Annotated in this window: 14 protein-coding genes; 11 read left to right on the top strand and 3 right to left on the bottom strand. The window is 46.1% G+C overall.

Features of this window, described 5'->3' with window-relative positions; genetic code table 11:
- Positions 1 to 56 precede the first annotated feature (56 nt).
- The 10 genes from HMPREF9009_RS04080 (at position 57) to HMPREF9009_RS04035 (ending at position 10905) form a co-directional block, all read left to right on the top strand.
- Positions 57 to 962 carry a serine O-acetyltransferase gene (locus tag HMPREF9009_RS04080; RefSeq protein ID WP_004296704.1) on the top strand — a complete coding sequence of 302 codons (906 nt, stop codon included), beginning with the start codon at positions 57 to 59 and terminating at the stop codon, positions 960 to 962.
- A gap of 16 nt (positions 963 to 978) precedes the next feature.
- Positions 979 to 2421, top strand: a complete 1443-nt coding sequence (locus HMPREF9009_RS04075; protein WP_049702245.1) for a THUMP domain-containing class I SAM-dependent RNA methyltransferase — start codon at positions 979 to 981, stop codon at positions 2419 to 2421.
- A 144-nt stretch (positions 2422 to 2565) separates the two neighbouring features.
- Positions 2566 to 3129 (top strand): ORF6N domain-containing protein, encoded by a 564-nt coding sequence (locus HMPREF9009_RS04070; protein WP_049701518.1) that lies wholly within the window; start codon positions 2566 to 2568, stop codon positions 3127 to 3129.
- 14 nt (positions 3130 to 3143) lie between these two features.
- Positions 3144 to 5342 carry a S9 family peptidase gene (locus HMPREF9009_RS04065; RefSeq protein WP_049701517.1) on the top strand — a complete coding sequence of 733 codons (2199 nt, stop codon included), beginning with the start codon at positions 3144 to 3146 and terminating at the stop codon, positions 5340 to 5342.
- Positions 5343 to 5410: 68 nt separating this feature from the next.
- A complete protein-coding gene (gene purD / locus HMPREF9009_RS04060; protein ID WP_049701516.1) occupies positions 5411 to 6685 on the top strand; it encodes a phosphoribosylamine--glycine ligase in 1275 nt (424 codons plus the stop codon).
- A 114-nt stretch (positions 6686 to 6799) separates the two neighbouring features.
- Positions 6800 to 7810, top strand: coding sequence for a hypothetical protein (locus HMPREF9009_RS04055; protein ID WP_049701515.1), 1011 nt, complete (start codon positions 6800 to 6802; stop codon positions 7808 to 7810).
- The gene (locus tag HMPREF9009_RS04050) at positions 7795 to 8274 is read left to right on the top strand and encodes a YqaA family protein (RefSeq protein ID WP_008641597.1); all 480 of its coding nucleotides are present in this window, start codon (positions 7795 to 7797) and stop codon (positions 8272 to 8274) included. The genes HMPREF9009_RS04055 and HMPREF9009_RS04050 overlap by 16 nt, the downstream gene beginning before the upstream one ends.
- Positions 8275 to 8325: 51 nt before the next feature.
- Positions 8326 to 9063: a tRNA (5-methylaminomethyl-2-thiouridine)(34)-methyltransferase MnmC2 gene (gene mnmD, locus HMPREF9009_RS04045; protein ID WP_049701514.1), complete on the top strand. Its 738-nt coding sequence runs from the start codon at positions 8326 to 8328 to the stop codon at positions 9061 to 9063.
- 38 nt (positions 9064 to 9101) lie between these two features.
- Positions 9102 to 10031 (top strand): metal ABC transporter solute-binding protein, Zn/Mn family, encoded by a 930-nt coding sequence (locus HMPREF9009_RS04040; protein ID WP_049701513.1) that lies wholly within the window; start codon positions 9102 to 9104, stop codon positions 10029 to 10031.
- A gap of 37 nt (positions 10032 to 10068) precedes the next feature.
- Positions 10069 to 10905 (top strand): metal ABC transporter ATP-binding protein, encoded by an 837-nt coding sequence (locus HMPREF9009_RS04035; RefSeq protein ID WP_008770478.1) that lies wholly within the window; start codon positions 10069 to 10071, stop codon positions 10903 to 10905.
- A 57-nt stretch (positions 10906 to 10962) separates the two neighbouring features.
- On the opposite strand, the gene HMPREF9009_RS04030 is transcribed toward HMPREF9009_RS04035, so the two are convergent.
- The 3 genes from HMPREF9009_RS04030 to ltrA all read right to left on the bottom strand — a co-directional run bounded on the left by HMPREF9009_RS04030 (position 10963) and on the right by ltrA (position 13286).
- Positions 10963 to 11280, bottom strand: a complete 318-nt coding sequence (locus tag HMPREF9009_RS04030) for a helix-turn-helix domain-containing protein (protein WP_032848631.1) — start codon at positions 11278 to 11280, stop codon at positions 10963 to 10965.
- A 4-nt stretch (positions 11281 to 11284) separates the two neighbouring features.
- The gene (locus HMPREF9009_RS04025; RefSeq protein WP_049701512.1) at positions 11285 to 11626 is read right to left on the bottom strand and encodes a type II toxin-antitoxin system RelE/ParE family toxin; all 342 of its coding nucleotides are present in this window, start codon (positions 11624 to 11626) and stop codon (positions 11285 to 11287) included.
- Positions 11627 to 11738: 112 nt separating this feature from the next.
- Positions 11739 to 13286, bottom strand: a complete 1548-nt coding sequence (gene ltrA, locus HMPREF9009_RS04020) for a group II intron reverse transcriptase/maturase (protein WP_083444141.1) — start codon at positions 13284 to 13286, stop codon at positions 11739 to 11741.
- A gap of 1140 nt (positions 13287 to 14426) precedes the next feature.
- Between ltrA and HMPREF9009_RS04015 the strand changes: the two genes are divergently transcribed.
- Entirely contained in the window at positions 14427 to 17840 is a 3414-nt protein-coding gene (locus HMPREF9009_RS04015) for a DUF2723 domain-containing protein (protein ID WP_049701511.1), read from the top strand.
- Positions 17841 to 17869: the final 29 nt, after the last annotated feature.

The following is a 17869-nucleotide window of genomic DNA, read 5'->3' as shown; positions in this document are numbered from 1 at the left end:
ATTTTATTATTTTTTTTAATACCTTTGTGCCCATATAAATATGAGTAACTGACCTAATGAGTCCACTGAACTTCACCCACATTTTGACACAGGCAGTCGATGAGCTATCGGAAAGCGAATCTTATAAAGGACTGTTTCATCAGCACAAAGATGGCGAACCACTGCCCTCTGCTAAAGTCTTGTATGAAATTATTGAGCTTTCACGCTCCATTCTCTTCCCCGGATATTACGGAAATTCTACTATTAACAGCCGGACAATTAATTATCACATCGGCGTCAACATTGAAAAATTGTTTGATTTACTTTGTGAGCAAATCCTGGCCGGATTGTGTTTTAGCACTTCCATAGAGGGGAAATGCAACGTCTGCTCCGACTCGAAACGGGAAGAGGCTGCACGTCTTGCTGCTAAATTCATCAGTAAGCTACCTGCCATGAGAAGAATATTGGCAACCGATGTGGAAGCCGCCTATAACGGCGATCCGGCTGCCGAAAGTTATGGAGAGGTAATTTTCTGCTATCCGGCCATTAAAGCGATCAGCAATTACCGTATCGCGCATGAACTGCTGGAACTGGGTGTTCCTTTGATTCCCCGCATCATCACGGAGATGGCGCATAGCGAAACGGGAATTGATATCCATCCGGCCGCAAAGATTGGCACTCACTTCACTATCGACCACGGTACGGGTGTCGTTATCGGTGCCACGAGTATTATCGGAAATAACGTCAAGCTATATCAGGGCGTCACACTGGGAGCCAAGAGTTTCCCGCTGGATGCCGACGGAAAACCAATCAAGGGAATCCCCCGCCATCCGATCCTGGAAGACAATGTGATTGTTTATTCCAATGCTACTATTTTGGGAAGAATCACCATCGGACGTGACGCAACCGTAGGCGGTAATATCTGGGTAACGGAGAATGTTCCTGCAGGAGCAAGAATCGTACAAACTAAAGCAAAAAAATAAAATCAAAAGAATCTATATGAGCGAACAATTCGAGATGATAGCCAAGACTTTCCAGGGACTGGAAGAGATACTTGCAGAAGAACTGACAGCATTAGGAGCCAACGACATTCAAATAGGACGCCGCATGGTTTCATTCACAGGAGATAAACGTATGATGTATAAGGCGAATTTTTGCCTTCGCACCGCCATCCGTATCCTGAAACCAATTAAAAACTTTACAGCCAAAGATGCCGATGAGGTTTATAATCAAATACAGGCTATTCCATGGGAAGAATATCTCGATGTGAACAAGACGTTCGCTATCGATGCAGTAGTATTCAGCGATGAGTTCCGCCATTCGAAATTCGTTTCGTATAAGGTGAAAGATGCGATTGTGGATTATTTCCGTGATAAAACAGGAAAACGTCCGTCGGTACGTATCAACAATCCGGATGTACTTCTGAATATTCATATTGCACAGACTACCTGTACGTTGTCTTTGGACTCGTCCGGAGAATCACTTCACCGTCGCGGTTATCGCCAGGAAGCAGTAGAAGCCCCGTTAAATGAGGTATTGGCTGCCGGCATGATTCTAATGACCGGATGGCGCGGAGAGTGTGATTTGATCGACCCGATGTGTGGTTCGGGTACTATCCCTGTTGAAGCGGCACTGATTGCTAAGAATATCGCTCCGGGAGTATTCCGTAAAGGGTTTGCTTTTGAGAAATGGGTAGATTTCGATGCGGATATGTTCGATGAGATTTACAATGATGACAGTCAGGAGCGCGAATTTGCTCATAAGATTTACGGATACGATAACAATCCGAAAGCTAATGAGATTGCGACTCATAATATAAAAGCTGCCGGTGTATCGAAAGACATCGTGTTGAAGCTGCAGCCGTTCCAGCAGTTTGAACAGCCGCAGGAGAAGTCGATTATCATCACTAACCCGCCATACGGTGAACGTATTTCCACTAATGATTTGCTTGGACTTTATCAGATGATCGGTGAACGTCTGAAACATGCGTTTGTAGGAAATGAAGCATGGGTGCTTTCTTATCGGGAAGAGTGTTTCGATCAGATTGGTTTGAAAGCAAGTCAGAAAGTTCCTTTGTTCAATGGACCGTTGGAGTGTGAGTTCCGCAAATATGAGATTTTTGACGGAAAATACAAAGAGTTCAAGAGCCAGGAAGAGGGAGAAGAAAAGAAAGAGGCTGAAGGAGAACAGACTCCAAGATTCAGAGAAAAAAAAGAATTTAAGCCACGCCGCGAAGGTGAATTCAAACCGCGTCGGGATGGTGAATCCAGACCTCGCAGAGAGGGAGAATACAAGCCACGCAGAGAAGGTGGTGAGTTCAAAGGTGGCGATGGAAGAGATAGAAAGCCGCGGGGAGAGTTTCGTGGAGGAAGAGATTCAAGAGGGCCAAGAGAATTTAGGGGGAACCGGGAGCCGAGGATTCCGAAGAAGGAAGAGGAATAGGCTAAGATTCAATAGTTAATGACTTATTTCAGCAATCATTAACTCACAGAATAAATAGTTCAAGGTCGCAAATTGCGATCTTGAACCCCAAAATAACCATATTAATCAACAGTCATAGACAGTAAGCTGCCAGTTAAACGAAATATGAATGATTTAATCATAGTAGAAAACAAGATATATGAGATCAGAGGGCAGAAAGTTATGCTTGACTTTGATTTGGCGGAAATGTATGAGATTGAAACAAAATATCTCAAGCAAATGGTAAGAAGAAATATAGAACGATTTCCAGCCGATTTCATGTTCCAATTATCAAACGAGGAAGTTAACTATCTGGAAATCAGTTTGAGGTTGCAAATTGCAACCTCAAACAAGGGCGGTAACCGATATGCACCTTTTGCTTTTACCGAACAAGGTGTCGCCATGCTCTCCGGAGTACTTCGAAGCCCTAAAGCCATCGAAGTCAACATCAACATCATGCGAGCCTTTGTCCACATGCGCCAGTACCTGCTCTCCCATGCTCCAAAACAGGAATTGGAAGAATTGAGGAAAAGGATTGAATACTTGGAAGAGGACATATCCTCCGACAGAGAAAGCTACGAAAAGCAATTTGACGAATTATTCTCTGCTTTCGCCAAGTTGAGTGCTGCCATTCAAATAAAGCAGACTCCCTTGGACAGAGTAAAAATAGAAGGATTTAAAAACAAATAATAAAGAAAAGAGCAATGAGTAAAATTGGAAAAAGAGCCATGCTTTTATTGTTGGCACTACCAATCGGATTCAATGTTATGGCACAAGAAACCAAAAAGCCGACACTGGAAGAATTGATTCCGGGTGGCGAAAGTTACCGCTATGCAGACAACCTGTACGGACTGCAATGGTGGGGTGACGAATGTATCAAGCCGGGTGTAGATACCCTTTATTCTATCCACCCCAAAACGGGAAAGGAAACAATGGTTATCACTCGTGAACAGATCAACAAAGTGCTTGAAGAGAACAAAGCAGGAAAGTTATCACACCTGTATTCCGTCAGTTTCCCATGGGCCGATAAGCCACAAATGCTATTCAAGATAGCAGGAAAGTTCATTGTATATGATTTCAAGAGCAATCAAGTTGTCAGCACTCTCAAACCCAAAGACGGAGCAGATAATGAAGACTATTGCGCAGCCAGTGGAAACGTGGCATACACGATAGGTAACAATCTGTATGTAAACGAGAAAGCGGTAACCAATGAACCCGAAGGCATCGTTTGCGGACAGACTGTACACCGGAATGAATTTGGTATCAACAAAGGCACTTTCTGGAGCCCGAAAGGTAACCTGCTCGCTTTCTACCGTATGGACGAGAGCATGGTGACACAATACCCGCTTGTAGACATCACTGCACGCGTAGGCGAAGTGAACAATGTACGTTATCCGATGGCAGGCATGACGAGCCATCAGGTAAAAGTAGGCATTTACAACCCTGCTACCGGTAAAAGCATTTATCTGAACGCAGGTGATCCCACAGACCGTTATTTCACCAATATCAGCTGGTCACCGGATGAAAAAAGCCTCTACCTGATTGAAGTAAACCGTGACCAGAACCACGCCAAACTTTGCCGGTACAACGCAGAAACAGGAGAGCCGATGGGCGTTCTCTACGAAGAAATGCATCCTAAATACGTGGAGCCACAAAACGCAATCATATTTTTGCCGTGGGACCCTACCAAATTCATCTATCAAAGTCAGCGTGACGGCTACAACCATCTTTATCTCTTTGATGCCGATGCAGCCAACATGAAAGGTGAAACTTATAACAGTGCCAACGGTGGTACTTATTTCCAGGCCGGCAAAGTCAAACAACTGACCAAAGGCAACTGGCTGGTCAGCGACGTCCTAGGATTCAACACAAAGCGTAAAGAAGTCATCTTCACAGCCGTAGAAGGCTTGAGAAGCGGACATTTCGCTGTAAACGTGAGCAATGGAAAGATAAGCCAACCGTTCGAGAACTGCAAAGAAAGCGAACATAGCGGCATGCTTAACGCTTCCGGCACTTATCTTATCGACCGTTATTCAACAAAAGACCAGCCTCGCATCATCAACCTGGTAGACACCAAAAACTTCAAAGAAACAGCCAATCTGCTGACTGCTGAAAGCCCTTACGAAGGCTACCAAATGCCAAGCATCGAAACCGGAACAATCAAAGCGGCAGACGGCACCACCGACCTGCATTATCGCCTGATGAAACCGGCCAACTTTGACCCGGCCAAGAAATATCCCGTCATCGTATACGTCTACGGAGGTCCTCACGCGCAATGCGTCACCGGAGGATGGCAAAACGGCGCACGCGGATGGGACACATACATGGCAGGTAAAGGCTATATCATGTTCACCATCGATAACCGTGGCAGCAGCAACCGTGGACTGGCATTTGAAAATGCCACCTTCCGCCGTCTTGGCATCGAAGAAGGTAAAGACCAGGTAAAAGGCGTTGAATTCCTGAAATCCCTCTCCTACGTAGACAGCGAACGCATCGGCGTACACGGATGGAGCTTCGGAGGACACATGACTACCGCCCTGATGCTTCGTTACCCGGAAATATTCAAAGTAGGCGTTGCCGGAGGCCCGGTAATCGACTGGGGCTATTATGAAGTGATGTACGGCGAACGCTATATGGATACACCGGAAAGCAATCCGGAAGGCTACAAAGAATGTAATCTGAAAAACCTTGCCGGCCAACTGAAAGGTCACCTATTGATTATTCACGACGACCACGACGACACCTGCGTGCCACAGCACACCCTGTCGTTCATGAAAGCCTGTGTAGATGCCCGCACTTATCCCGACCTGTTTATCTACCCGTGCCACAAGCACAACGTAGCAGGACGCGACCGTGTACATCTGCATGAGAAAATCACCCGGTACTTTGAGCAGAACTTATAAAACTGACAAAGACACCACCGTATCCATACAAATCATAGATAACAGTATAAATCCATAACAATACAAAGATGAAGATATTATTACTAGGCTCGGGCGGCCGCGAACATGCACTGGCATGGAAAATTGCCCAAAGTCCGAAAGTTGAAAAACTATACATTGCTCCGGGAAATGCCGGAACAACTGCCGTAGGCGAGAATGTCAACATCAAAGCAACCGATTTTGAAGCAATCAGTGCTTTTGCTCTAAAAGAGAACATCCAAATGATAGTAGTAGGTCCCGAAGATCCGTTGGTAAAAGGAATCTACGATTACTTCCAAAACCGTCCGGAGCTAAAGCATATTGCCGTGATCGGTCCCTCGGCTCAAGGAGCGCAACTGGAAGGCAGCAAGGAATTTGCCAAAGGCTTCATGATGCGCCACAACATCCCGACAGCCCGCTACAAAAGCATCACTTCCAAAAACCTCGAAGAGGGCCTCGCTTTCCTCGAAACGTTGGAAGCTCCCTACGTACTGAAGGCTGATGGCCTTTGTGCCGGGAAAGGAGTTCTCATCCTTCCTACGCTGGATGAAGCGAAGAAAGAACTGAAAGAAATGCTCGGCGGCATGTTCGGTTCCGCATCGGCAACCGTTGTGATTGAAGAGTTCTTGAGCGGTATCGAGTGCTCTGTATTCGTACTGACAGACGGAGACAACTACAAAGTCCTCCCTGTAGCAAAAGACTACAAACGTATCGGTGAAGGTGACAAAGGATTGAATACAGGCGGCATGGGTAGCGTAACTCCGGTTCCGTTTGCCGACGAAGTATATATGGAGAAAGTACGCACACGTATCATCGAACCGACCATCAATGGTTTGAAAGAAGAAAAGATCACCTACAAAGGTTTCATCTTCCTCGGTCTTATCAAGGTGAAAGGTGAACCGATGGTTATCGAATACAACGTCCGCATGGGCGACCCGGAAACAGAAAGCGTGATGTTGCGCATCCAAAGCGACTTCGTAGAGTTGCTTGAAGGCACAGCGGCAGGCAACCTGAACGAGAAAACACTAGTGATGGACCCACGTTCGGCCGGCTGCGTCATTCTTGTCAGCGGCGGTTACCCCGAAGCCTACGAAAAAGGATTCCCTATCAGCGGACTGGAACAGGCTGCCGCCACCGACAGCATCATCTTCCATGCCGGAACAGCCATGAAAGACGGACAAGTGGTGACGAACGGCGGACGTGTGATTGCCGTTTGCTCTTACGGTGCAACGAAAGAAGAAGCACTGGCACAGAGCTACAAAGTGGCAGACATGATCGACTTCGACAAGAAGTATTTCCGCCGCGACATCGGATTTGATTTGTAAGAAACAACCTGTAATGATACGCCACGGCAGGCATAAATCCCCTATTTGCACGGCATATAGATCCTACAAAGCGATGATATATGCCCGCCGGGCAGCAAAAGAACTGACAGACAAATGAGAAATAAAAGACTACAAAGTCAAGTGACGGCAGGACGGTGGACCCTGCCTGCCGTTATCTTTATCTGCGCCCTATGCTGGGTGTTGACTTACTTTTTATTTCCCGACTCCATAGCCTCAACAACACCCAAGGAGAGCTCTTCTTTCTTGCAATCCACCCGCGATCTACTGCTTCCGGGATGGGCAGAACGAATTGTCAGCTTTCTGATTTACGCAATCATCGGCTATTTTCTGATAGAATTGAACAACCAGTTCAGTATTATCCGCATGAGGGCTTCCATGCAGACAGCTATTTATTTCCTGCTAGTCACCGTTTGTCCGGGAATGCATTTACTATACATAGGAGACATTGTCGCCCTCGGTTCTCTTATTTCCATTTATTTTCTGTTTAAAAGCTATCAGCAAGCTCAAGCTGCGGGCTATCTATTCTATTCCTTCTTCTTTATCGGAGCGGGAAGTATTCTTTTCCCACAGCTCACCATCCTCTCGGTGCTTTGGTTGCTCGAAGCCTACCGTTTCCAGTCGCTCACTCCGCGTAGTTTCTGCGGCGCGCTGCTCGGATGGATGCTGCCCTACTGGATGCTGTTCGGACACGCCTTCTTCTATAATGAGATGGAGTTGTTCTACCGCCCTTTCAACCAGCTATTAGCTTTCGGAGAAGTCTTTAACTTACAAATCCTTCAACCCTGGGAATTGGCTATACTGGGCTATCTGCTCGTGATGTTTATCGTCAGTGCCGTTCATTGCATCGCTGCCGGATTTGAGGATAAGATACGCACACGTGCCTATCTCCAGTTTTTGATAGACCTGACGCTCTTCCTGTTCCTGCTGATTGCCTTGCAACCGATATATTGCAGTGCCCTGCTGCCTTTGCTTATCATAAGCAACAGCATCCTGATCGGACATTTCTTTGTACTGACCAATAGTAAAAGTTCGAATGTGTTCTTTATCATTTCATTGGTCGGCCTCATCCTCTTATTCGCTTTTAATATATGGACGCTTTTGTAGATTCAACGATACAACTCCTCATAGAATGGGGACTTCCGGGATTATTCATCTCGGCTTTATTGGCTGGGAGCATCGTGCCTTTCAGTTCCGAACTGGTACTGGTGGCCTTGGTGAAGCTCGGCCTGCCCCCGATAGCCTGTCTGATATCCGCCACTCTCGGCAATACAGTAGGCGGAATGACCTGTTACTACATGGGACGTCTGGGCAAAATCAGCTGGATTGAGAAATACTTCAAGGTAAAGAAAGAAAAGGTAGACAAAATGGTGAAATTCCTGCAAGGGAAAGGGGCATTGATGGCATTCTTCACCTTTCTTCCTGCCATTGGCGAGGTGATCGCCATTGCACTGGGATTTATGCGAAGCAACACATGGCTTACTATTGTTTCCATGTTTGTCGGCAAACTGATACGTTATATCCTTCTCCTGTATGTGCTCGAAAGTGCCTGGGATGCTATGGCGGGGTAGAGGTCTTTTTTAAGTATTAGGTATTAGGTATTAAGTATTAAAGATTGAGTGATGGAAAGAATAATTGAGAGAACCGATGACGGGAGCGCTACTCTGTTTGTTCCGGAATTGAATGAACATTATCATTCGACGAAAGGGGCACGCACGGAGTCTCAACATATTTTCATCGATATGGGGCTGAAAGCCTCTCCTGCCGCTACTCCACGTGTTCTTGAAATCGGCTTCGGGACAGGATTAAACGCTTGGCTCACCCTTGAAGAAGCGGAAAGAAGCAGACGAAATATACACTATACAGGACTGGAACTCTATCCACTAGACTGGCAGACAGTAGAACAGCTAGGGTATATCTCCAGCGATGAGCAGCTTACCATACATCGGAAGCAAACAACAACCGATAAGCAATTTACCCCGAATGAAGAAAAAGAACAACAACCGGCTATCGAATTGTTTAAGCAGCTTCATACATCGCCCTGGGAAAAAGACGTGCAGCTTACACCGCACTTCACCTTACGAAAAATAGAAACGGACGTGAATAAGTGGAGAGTTGAGAACTCTCCATTTAACCTAGTCTATTTCGACGCCTTCGCCCCGGAAAAGCAACCGGAAATGTGGTCGCAAGAACTATTCAACCGTCTCTATGTTTTATTAGATAAAGACGGAATTCTGACTACCTACTGTGCCAAAGGTGTAGTACGCCGAATGTTGCAGACAGCCGGATTCACAGTAGAACGCCTTCCCGGACCTCCGGGTGGTAAACGGGAAATATTACGGGCCCGGAAACAAGAGTAGAAACAAGATAAGATTGAAACCCCGAAACAGAAAAAATCATGAAACAACAACTAAAAGATATGAGAACACTTTTCCTTCTTGGTGCCTGCCTCCTGATGGCAGCCTGCACAGGACGTTCCTCCCAAGCAAGTAGCGATGACGAGACAAAGCCGGTGATAACCGTCACACTGGAACCGCAACGTTATTTCACGGAGGCCATTGCCGGAGATAAATTCAAAGTAGTCAGCATGGTGCCCAAAGGTTCCAGCCCGGAGACATACGATCCTATCCCCCAGCAACTTGTTTCTTTAGGAGACAGCAAAGCCTATTTCCGCATCGGGTACATCGGCTTCGAACAAACCTGGATGGACCGCCTGATGAACAATACTCCCCATATCCAAGTGTTCGACACCTCGAAAGGAATCGACCTCATACTCAATAATGATGACCATGGTCATGCCCACGACCACAACAGTCACGACGGCCATATCCACGCCGTAGAGCCACACGTATGGAATTCTACCAGTAATGCTTTAATCATCGCCGGAAACACCTACAAGGCCCTTAGCCAACTGGATAAAGCAAACGAACCATATTATAGAAACCGTTACGATTCTCTCTGTCAGCGCATCCAGCACACCGACAGCCTGATTCGCCGGCAACTCTCCACCCCCGAAGCAGCCAAAGCCTTCATGATTTATCATCCGGCCCTCTCCTACTTCGCCCGCGACTACGGATTGCATCAGATTTCGATCGAAGAAGGAGGCAAAGAACCCTCTCCCGCCCATCTGAAAGCCCTGATAGACGTCTGTCAGGCGGAAAATGTAGGCGTTATCTTCGTTCAACCGGAGTTTGACAAACGCAATGCGGAAACCATCGCGCAGCAAACCGGAACGAAAGTGGTCCCTATCAACCCGTTAAGTTATGACTGGGAGGAAGAGATGCTGAATGTAGCCAAAGCCCTTGCGCCGCAAGCTACCACCAAATAAACGTATAAAGAAAGAACCAATCAAGCCCTTTCCAATGATGAAACCGATAATCGAAATAAAGAATCTTTCCGCCGGATATGACGGTCGCACTGTTCTCCACGATGTTAATCTAAGCATCTACGAACGGGATTTTCTAGGTATTATAGGTCCGAACGGAGGCGGCAAAACAACGCTTATAAAGTGCATCCTCGGTTTGTTGAAACCAACCGGAGGGGAAATTATATTCCATACTCCCGAGAAGGCTCCCATAAGAACATCTACGGAAGGAACTTCGACAGAAACATCTGCCAAAAACTCCCACCAAAGTTCTTCCGCGAAATCCCAGCTTTTCCTCGGTTACCTACCGCAATACAGCACCATAGACCGGAAGTTCCCTATTTCCGTGGAAGAAGTGATCCTATCCGGCTTGAGCATACAGAAGTCGCTTACCTCCCGGTTCACTCCCGAACAGAGAGAGAAAGGCAAACAGATTATCGCCCGCATGGGGCTTGAAGGGCTTGAAAGCCGCTCTATCGGACAATTAAGCGGTGGACAACTGCAACGTGCCCTGTTAGGACGTGCCATCATCTCGGACCCTGCAGTGTTGATTCTTGATGAGCCCAGCACGTATATCGACAAGCGTTTTGAAGCACGCCTTTATGAGTTATTGGCTGAAATCAATAAAGAATGTGCCATTATCCTTGTCAGTCACGACATCGGCACTGTATTGCAACAGGTAAAATCCATCGCCTGTGTCAACGAAACGCTGGATTACCATCCGGACACGGGCGTCACTACCGAATGGCTGGAAAGAAACTTCAACTGCCCCATCGAGCTATTGGGACACGGCACATTGCCTCATCGGGTTTTAGGGGAACATCATCACCATCATTAAAGATGCAAATCAGATTCCCCTCTCATTATTTAAGTGTTCCAATGCAGAATACAATATTTACCAAAGAGCCACTTTGCCCAAAGAACCAAGTTCCAAGCTTGCCGTTTTCACACCCATTGCCTTGAATGCTCTTACAATAGTAGAAAAGGATATACTTTTCCCACTTTCTATTTTCGAGATTTGTGCCCTTTTAACCCCCATAAGCTCACCTAATTGTTCTTGGGTAAGATTCTTGGCCTCTCTCGCCCGTTTAATAGCCTCACCTATAAGAAAGTTATTAATATCAGTCTCATATTTTTCGCGTGCTGGAGTACCTTTTGTACCTATCACTCTATCCAGCATTTCTTCATGAGTATAAAGTTTCATTTCTTCCATATCGTTACTTTTTAGAGTTGAAATATAATTTTCTTAATTCTTCCGCTTTCGCAATCTCTTTTAACGGTGTCTTTTGAGTTTTCTTCACAAAGCCATTAGTAGCAATAACCAATGTTTCCTCATCAGTGTCCCAAAATGCAAGCAGGCGATAGGACATTCCACCATACAAGGTTCTGAATTCCCATATATCAGAATCGCCCATTTTCTTGAATAATTCCTTATCTATCACCAGCATAGCTTTCCCTATATTATAAGCAATTTTCCCTCTTACTTTTTCATCCAAGGATTCTAAGAACTTAACTGCTTCATCCATATATATTACATTAAACCTTGCTTTCTCTTCCATGACTTTGTGTTATGTAGGTTTGCGGCGTTACCGCCGCATTCCCCATTAAGAACTGTACGTGCGAGTTTCCCCGCATACAGCTCCGATAATTCAAAATTTAATTCTCATAAAATTAAATCGGCTCATCCGCGCCTTTACAGGCAACTGTTTCCGATAAAGTTCCCTTTCGGGACGTACGTGAGCGGTTGCGTTTCTGCATCCGCTTCAAGAAGTAGGCATCCCAAGTCGGGTCGTATGGATTGGCTTCACATTTCACCTTTACATGTCGTCTAATCGGTATGTCAGCCAGCTTCATAAGTGTAAAGATAGCACCTTTTTCACAATCTTTGTACTTGAAGCCGAAAATCCAGTCCCGATTGCCGACCTTGATAAAGTATTTGTTCTTTATCCATTCTCTCGACTTGTTCGTATGCCTTCGATAGGACCACCGCTTTAACTGGTTGGTTAATATATGGTCTATCTTGCTAAACGTAGTTTTCGATACCACACTACTGTAGTAGTTTCCCCATCCCCTCAATACAGGGTTGAGGTCTTCTATCAGCTTCTGCTGTGCTACAGCCTTGTTCTTTTTGAACACGACTTCGTGCAGTTTCTCTGTGAACCGTTTCTGACTCTTAGGGGATGGTTTGATTAACAATGTGCCGTTGTACTTCCGAACATTGAACCCTAAAAAGTCAAAACCCTCGCTGATGTGTGTTATCAGTGTCTTTTCTTCGGATAGCGTGAGACCACGTTTCCCAAGAAACTCAATCAACATACATTTTGTCTCTTCCAGTATTTCTCGTTTGTCTGCCGTGATGATGAAATCATCAGCATAACGCACGCAATTCACTTTCGGATGATAAAGTTTTCCATCGATGTAGCTCACCTTATACTTCTCTTTCAACATTCTTTCCATGCCGTCGAGTGTCATGTTGGCAAGTGTCGGTGAGATGATGCCACCCTGCGGAGTACCCTCCACGGTGGGTTGTAGCAACTTATTGAATACGACACCACTTTTCAGCCATTTCTCTAAGATGTGCTTGTCGATTCGTACGTTATCGAGAAGCCATTGGTGACTGATGTGGTCGAAGCATCCTTTAATGTCTCCCTCCAATATCCATTGGGGAGAGCAATCTTTGCTTAACCATCTGTGCAGGGCATCCATAGCATCTGCCGCACTTCTGAACTTTCTAAATCCATAAGAGTTGGCATCAGCGGTTGTCTCCGCAATGGGTTCTAGAGCCATCAGATAAAGAGCTTGCATGGCTCTGTCCTTCATGGTCGGAATCCCGAGCGGTCTCATCTTTCCGTTCTTCTTTGGTATGTTAACCCTTTTCAGTGGAAGGGCTTTGTACCCTCTCCGTTTCAAAGAACTCACTGCGTTTATTTTCTTGGCATCGGTGTCCCATAGTACATGGTCCGCTCCTGCCGTACGTTTTCCTTTATTGGACGTCACTTTCTTTACCGCCAATCCCTTGGCTTCAAAGGAGGTGACAAGAAGATGTTGCAAGGCTGTCACCTTGTTGTATCTTCCTTCTTTCTGAGCCTTTGCTATTCGGACTTGTAGCTTCCTTACCCTACGCTCGCATCGTGCGAAATCTATTCCTTTCCACACTGTTTTGCGTTCGGCTGAAGATGCACACTTGGCTTGCGCCTCGCTCCTTTGCTGTTTCTCCATACTTGAAGTTCTACAATTCGTTTCACAAAGAATTACCCTGTGGAAGTCTGCCCGCTTTCGCGTAGGGTGACGTTGAAACCCTTATCCACAACATTACATCATGATATTCGCTTTCTCCACAATCCTTTACCCGCACCCCGTTCGGCCGCTCTTACGATTGGCTTACCCATTTGCTATTGGCTGATGGGAGAAATACGGGCTTACCAAGTTTCGCACAAGTAACTGACGACCGACTTAGAGTCCGCCCATCCACCGGCAGTGCAACATCCGTGTAGTACGACATAACAACGTACTATCCTGACTGCTTGCCTTTTGGCATGGCTCCTAAACATCCGTAAGCCAATTCTTTGTAACGATGGTGCAGCGATTCACCTGCGTTACTCCTATCGGTCAGCCTTGCCATTCTTCGCCTATGATGTTTAGGTTGGAACGTCGTTCTCAAGAGGGCTCCGCACCCGACCGTTACCAGTCACGCACGCCTCTTTAGGCTACTATTGACGGAACAATAGGTTCAGACATGATGCTGAACAATTACTTGTGAGACCTCTTGTCGCACGTTTACGTAGCAAAGATACAAAAAACGTTCCTATTTTGGAAACAAGAACCCATGTATTTTAGTTCATTCCCTATCTAATACCAAACAATCTCTAACTTCAGCTGATGTCTCAAGTGTTAACACTTAAGAACTAATCTATTAATTGTAAACTTCCACTGCCTTAATAGCAAACTTCCGCTTCTCCAATAGCAAAGTTGTGTTTGAGTAAGAATAATCTATAAACGCAAGTTACGTTTATAAAATTGAAAGCTTTGTTTTTATAAATGAAACTTGCAATTATAAAAACAAAGCTTGCAATTATAGTTTATGATTAATGAAAAGAAAGTTTGTTATTAAGGCAAAAGAAGTTCACTAACAGGATAAAGGAAGTTTATCTCTAATACATCAGAGCTCATTTATTAAAGGGCTAAAAACAAATTCCTTACTTGCCAACACACAAGTTCCCGCCTTCCGGAAGAGTGAAAGAGATAGTAAATCACCCCTCCGTTACTTAATATTTCTTACTTTCTTCCTCATTATCCTTACAAATCACTATCTTTGCGACCTCATAATTTGTTTTTAACGAATAAACTACGATAGTGCTAATGAAACAGTACAGAACCGTAAACAACCTTATGGGTTGGCTTACATTCATCATTGCGGCAACCGTCTACTGCCTGACAATAGAACCGACCGCAAGTTTCTGGGATTGCCCGGAGTTCATAACCACCGGCTATAAACTGGAAGTCGGACACCCGCCCGGCGCGCCTTTCTTCATGCTAGTGGCGAATCTGTTTTCTCAATTTGCTTCCGACGTAACAACTGTTGCTAAAATGGTGAATTACATGAGTGCCCTCATGAGTGGCGCCTGTATCCTGTTCCTTTTCTGGAGCATCACCCACCTGGTACGCAAACTGGTTATCACTGACGAAAACAATATCACCAAAGGACAGCTTATCACAGTGATGGGTAGCGGACTGATCGGTGCACTGGTTTATACATTCAGTGACACATTCTGGTTCTCGGCCGTGGAAGGTGAAGTATATGCCTTCTCCTCCCTCTTTACCGCTGTTGTTTTCTGGTTGATTCTGAAATGGGAAGACGTAGCCGACCAGCCGCACAGCGACCGTTGGATTATCCTCATCGCCTATCTGACCGGATTGAGTATCGGTGTGCACTTATTGAACTTGCTTTGTCTGCCTGCCATCGTATTGGTATACTACTACAAAAAAACGCCGAATGCTACCGCCAAAGGTTCGTTAATAGCGCTATTAGGTTCAATGGTGCTCGTTGCAGCCGTGCTTTACGGCATCGTACCGGGTATCGTGAAAGTAGGTGGCTGGTTTGAACTGTTGTTCGTCAACGGACTCGGAATGTCATTCAATTCGGGCGTAGTGGTTTATATCATTCTGCTTGCAGCCGCTCTGATTTGGGGTGTATACGAAAGTTACACCGAAAAGAACAAAGCGCGCATGGCTATCTCCTTTATCCTGACGATCGCTTTGCTGGGTATCCCATTCTACGGACACGGAGCCAGCAGTATCATCATCGGTATTTTGGTTATTGCCGCACTGGGACTTTATCTTGCTCCAAGTGTACAGGCTAAAATCAAAGAGAGATGGCGTATCACCGCCCGCACCATGAACACAGCCTTGCTGTGCACCATGATGATCGTGATCGGGTATTCTTCTTACGCACTGATCGTTATCCGTTCTACTGCCAACACTCCGATGGACCAAAACTCACCGGAGGATATATTCACCCTAGGCGAATACCTCGGCCGTGAACAATACGGAACCCGTCCGCTCTTCTACGGTCCTGCTTTCTCTTCGAAAGTGGCACTCGACGTAAAAGACGGCTATTGTATTCCGCGCCAGTCGGAAGCAGGAAGCAAGTTTGTCCGCAAGGAAAAGACTTCTCCCGACGAAAAAGACTCTTATATCGAACTTCCCGGACGTGTGGAATACGAATATGCACAAAATATGTTTTTCCCGCGTATGTACAGCTCGTCACACGCACCACTCTACAAGCAATGGGTAGACATCAAAGGACACGACGTTCCTTACGACCAATGCGGAGAAATGGTAATGGTGAACATGCCTAACCAATGGGAAAATATCAAATTCTTCTTCTCCTACCAGTTGAACTTCATGTACTGGCGTTATTTCATGTGGAACTTTGCCGGACGGCAGAACGACATACAGGGTAGCGGAGAAATTGAACATGGCAACTGGATCACCGGTATTCCGTTTATCGACAACTTACTGGTAGGTAATCAGGAACTGCTTCCGCAGGATCTCAAAAACAATAAAGGACACAATGTATTCTACTGTCTGCCGCTGATTCTCGGCTTAATCGGACTCTTCTGGCAGGCTTATCATAGCCAGCGGGGTATCCAGCAATTCTGGGTGGTCTTCTTCCTGTTCTTCATGACAGGTATCGCTATCGTGCTCTACCTCAACCAAACCCCTGCACAGCCCCGTGAACGAGATTACGCGTATGCGGGTTCGTTCTACGCCTTTGCCATCTGGGTAGGTATGGGAGTGGCAGGTATCATCCGTATGCTGCGAGAATACTGTAAGATGCAGGAACTTCCGGCAGCCGCACTGGCTTCAGTGCTCTGTTTGTTCGTCCCCATCCAGATGGCGGGACAGACCTGGGATGACCACGACCGTAGCGGACGCTTCGTTGCCCGCGACTTCGGACAGAACTACCTGATGACCTTACAGGAAAAAGGAAATCCGATTATCTATACCAATGGTGATAACGATACTTTCCCATTGTGGTACAACCAGGAAACGGAAGGCTTCCGTACAGATGCCCGCACCTGTAACCTAAGTTACTTGCAAACAGACTGGTACATCGACCAAATGAAACGTCCGGCCTACGATTCCCCGTCGCTTCCTATCACTTGGGACCGTGTGGAATATGTGGAAGGACAAAATGAATATATCCCTATCCGTACGGAAATGAAGGCCTTTATCGACAGCTATTTCAAACAGGCAAACGAACTGGCTGCACAGGGAGACACTACCATATTATCACTCGTTCACTCCATTTTTGGTGAGAATCCATACGAATTGAAGGAAATCATCAACCGCTGGATGCTCGGTAAGAACGACCAGTTGAAAGAGCTTCTCAAAAAGACTGGAAAAGATATCCAACTGCCGCTTATCCCTACGGACAGCATCGTAATGAAGGTGGACAAAGAAGCCGTACGCCGCTCCGGCATGAAGATACCGGAAGCTCTGGGCGACTCTATCCCCGAATACATGACAATCACCCTTAGAGACGCCAACGGCAACCCGAAACGCGCCCTCTACAAGAGTGAACTGATGATGCTTGAAATGCTTGCCAATGCCAACTGGGAACGTCCTATCTATATGGCAATCACCGTAGGAAGCGAAAACCATCTGGGCATGGGCAACCACTTTATGCAGGAAGGTCTTGCCTATCGTTTCACACCGTTCAATACGGACAAACTGGACAGCAAGATAGACAGCGAAAAGATGTACGACAACCTGATGAACAAGTTCAAGTTCGGCGGTATCGACAAACCGGGTATCTATATCGATGAGAACGTGATGCGTATGTGCTACACGCACCGCCGTATCTTCACGCAACTCGTAGGCCAGCTTATCAAAGAAGGCAAGAAGGATAAGGCACTCGCCGCACTCGACTACGCCGAAAAGATGATTCCGTCATACAACGTACCGTACGACTGGGCAAACGGCGCCTTCCAAATGGCAGAATCTTATTACCAACTGGGACAGAACGAGAAAGCTAACAAGATCATTGACGAGCTTGCCAACAAATCGCTCGAATACATGATCTGGTATCTTAGCCTGAACGATAACCAGCTTGCCATCGCCGGCGAAAACTTCGTGTACAACGCCAGCTTGCTTGACGCCGAAGTCCGCTTAATGGAAAAATACAAATCAGAAGAACTCGCGAAACATTACTCCACGCAGCTCGACCAACTTTATAACGAGTACGTGACAAGAATGAAAGGGAAATAAATAGTAAGTATTAAGTATCAGGTATTAAG

Origin of the sequence: Bacteroides sp. 3_1_13 (assembly GCF_001185845.1) — a bacterium.
Lineage (GTDB): Bacteria > Bacteroidota > Bacteroidia > Bacteroidales > Bacteroidaceae > Bacteroides > Bacteroides xylanisolvens.
Note: the sequence above shows the minus strand (reverse complement) of the source record. Positions and strands in the feature narration are given on the sequence as shown.

Excerpts from the sequence above, each read along its gene's own strand:
- HMPREF9009_RS04080 (WP_004296704.1), top strand. The coding sequence starts at position 57 with ATGAGTCCACTGAACTTCACCCACATTTTGACACAGGCAGTCGATGAG.
- HMPREF9009_RS04075 (WP_049702245.1), top strand. The coding sequence starts at position 979 with ATGAGCGAACAATTCGAGATGATAGCCAAGACTTTCCAGGGACTGGAA.
- HMPREF9009_RS04070 (WP_049701518.1), top strand. The coding sequence starts at position 2,566 with ATGAATGATTTAATCATAGTAGAAAACAAGATATATGAGATCAGAGGG.
- HMPREF9009_RS04065 (WP_049701517.1), top strand. The coding sequence starts at position 3,144 with ATGAGTAAAATTGGAAAAAGAGCCATGCTTTTATTGTTGGCACTACCA.
- purD (WP_049701516.1), top strand. The coding sequence starts at position 5,411 with ATGAAGATATTATTACTAGGCTCGGGCGGCCGCGAACATGCACTGGCA.
- HMPREF9009_RS04055 (WP_049701515.1), top strand. The coding sequence starts at position 6,800 with ATGAGAAATAAAAGACTACAAAGTCAAGTGACGGCAGGACGGTGGACC.
- HMPREF9009_RS04050 (WP_008641597.1), top strand. The coding sequence starts at position 7,795 with ATGGACGCTTTTGTAGATTCAACGATACAACTCCTCATAGAATGGGGA.
- mnmD (WP_049701514.1), top strand. The coding sequence starts at position 8,326 with ATGGAAAGAATAATTGAGAGAACCGATGACGGGAGCGCTACTCTGTTT.
- HMPREF9009_RS04040 (WP_049701513.1), top strand. The coding sequence starts at position 9,102 with ATGAAACAACAACTAAAAGATATGAGAACACTTTTCCTTCTTGGTGCC.
- HMPREF9009_RS04035 (WP_008770478.1), top strand. The coding sequence starts at position 10,069 with ATGAAACCGATAATCGAAATAAAGAATCTTTCCGCCGGATATGACGGT.
- HMPREF9009_RS04030 (WP_032848631.1), bottom strand. The coding sequence starts at position 11,280 with ATGGAAGAAATGAAACTTTATACTCATGAAGAAATGCTGGATAGAGTG.
- HMPREF9009_RS04025 (WP_049701512.1), bottom strand. The coding sequence starts at position 11,626 with ATGGAAGAGAAAGCAAGGTTTAATGTAATATATATGGATGAAGCAGTT.
- ltrA (WP_083444141.1), bottom strand. The coding sequence starts at position 13,286 with ATGGAGAAACAGCAAAGGAGCGAGGCGCAAGCCAAGTGTGCATCTTCA.
- HMPREF9009_RS04015 (WP_049701511.1), top strand. The coding sequence starts at position 14,427 with ATGAAACAGTACAGAACCGTAAACAACCTTATGGGTTGGCTTACATTC.